At 60.0% G+C, this 653-nt stretch carries 2 protein-coding genes; both read left to right on the top strand.

Annotated elements, in window-relative coordinates; genetic code table 11:
* Nucleotides 1-389, top strand: a 389-nt coding sequence (locus tag J4G14_14085) for an IS5/IS1182 family transposase (protein MCE2458919.1), incomplete at its 5' end; no start/stop codon positions are given.
* Nucleotides 343-653, top strand: a 311-nt coding sequence (locus J4G14_14080; GenBank protein MCE2458918.1) for a transposase, incomplete at its 3' end; no start/stop codon positions are given. The genes J4G14_14085 and J4G14_14080, both read left to right, overlap by 47 nt.

The raw sequence follows: 653 nt of genomic DNA, 5'->3' as shown, positions 1-653 counted from the left end.
ACTTCAGTGTGGATGGGACACTGATAGAGGCTGCTGCCAGCATAAAGAGCTTCAGGCGACGCGATGACGACGATGAGTCCAGGGGAGACGGGGGAGTGCAGACCGAGGACTTTCGGGGGGAGAAGCTGAGTAACGCCACCCACCGTAGCACTACAGATCCCGATGCGAGACTGATGAGGAAGGGTCCGGGCAAGGAGGCGAAGCTGGTCTTCATGGCTCATGCGCTGATGGACAATCGGCATGGACTGGTGAGCGACTTCAGGCTGACCAAGGCGAACGGGACGGCTGAGCGGGACGCGGCATTGGACATGCTTATGAGGATTCCCGGGAGTCGTCGGCTGAGTGTGGGAGCGGACAGGGGGATACGACACGAGGGACTTCGTTGCTGAGTGCAGGGAGTTCAACGTCACACCGCACGTTGCCCGAAAGAAGGGGTGGTCTGCGATAGATGGGAGGACCACACGCCACGAGTCATACAGGGTGAGTCAGAAGGTACGCAAGCGTGTGGAGTCGATCTTCGGCTGGATGAAGACCGTGGGAGGGTTCCGACGGAGTCGATACGTTGGGTTGGAGCGGACCGGACTGTGTGGGGAGTTGGTTGCGACCGCGTACAACCTGGTGAGGATGTCGCGGTTGATAGCCGAGAGGGAGGT

It is taken from the genome of Dehalococcoidia bacterium (assembly GCA_021295915.1).
Classification (GTDB): Bacteria; Chloroflexota; Dehalococcoidia; order Lucifugimonadales; family UBA1123; genus VXRN01.
This window is presented reverse-complemented; position numbering and strand designations above follow the sequence as displayed.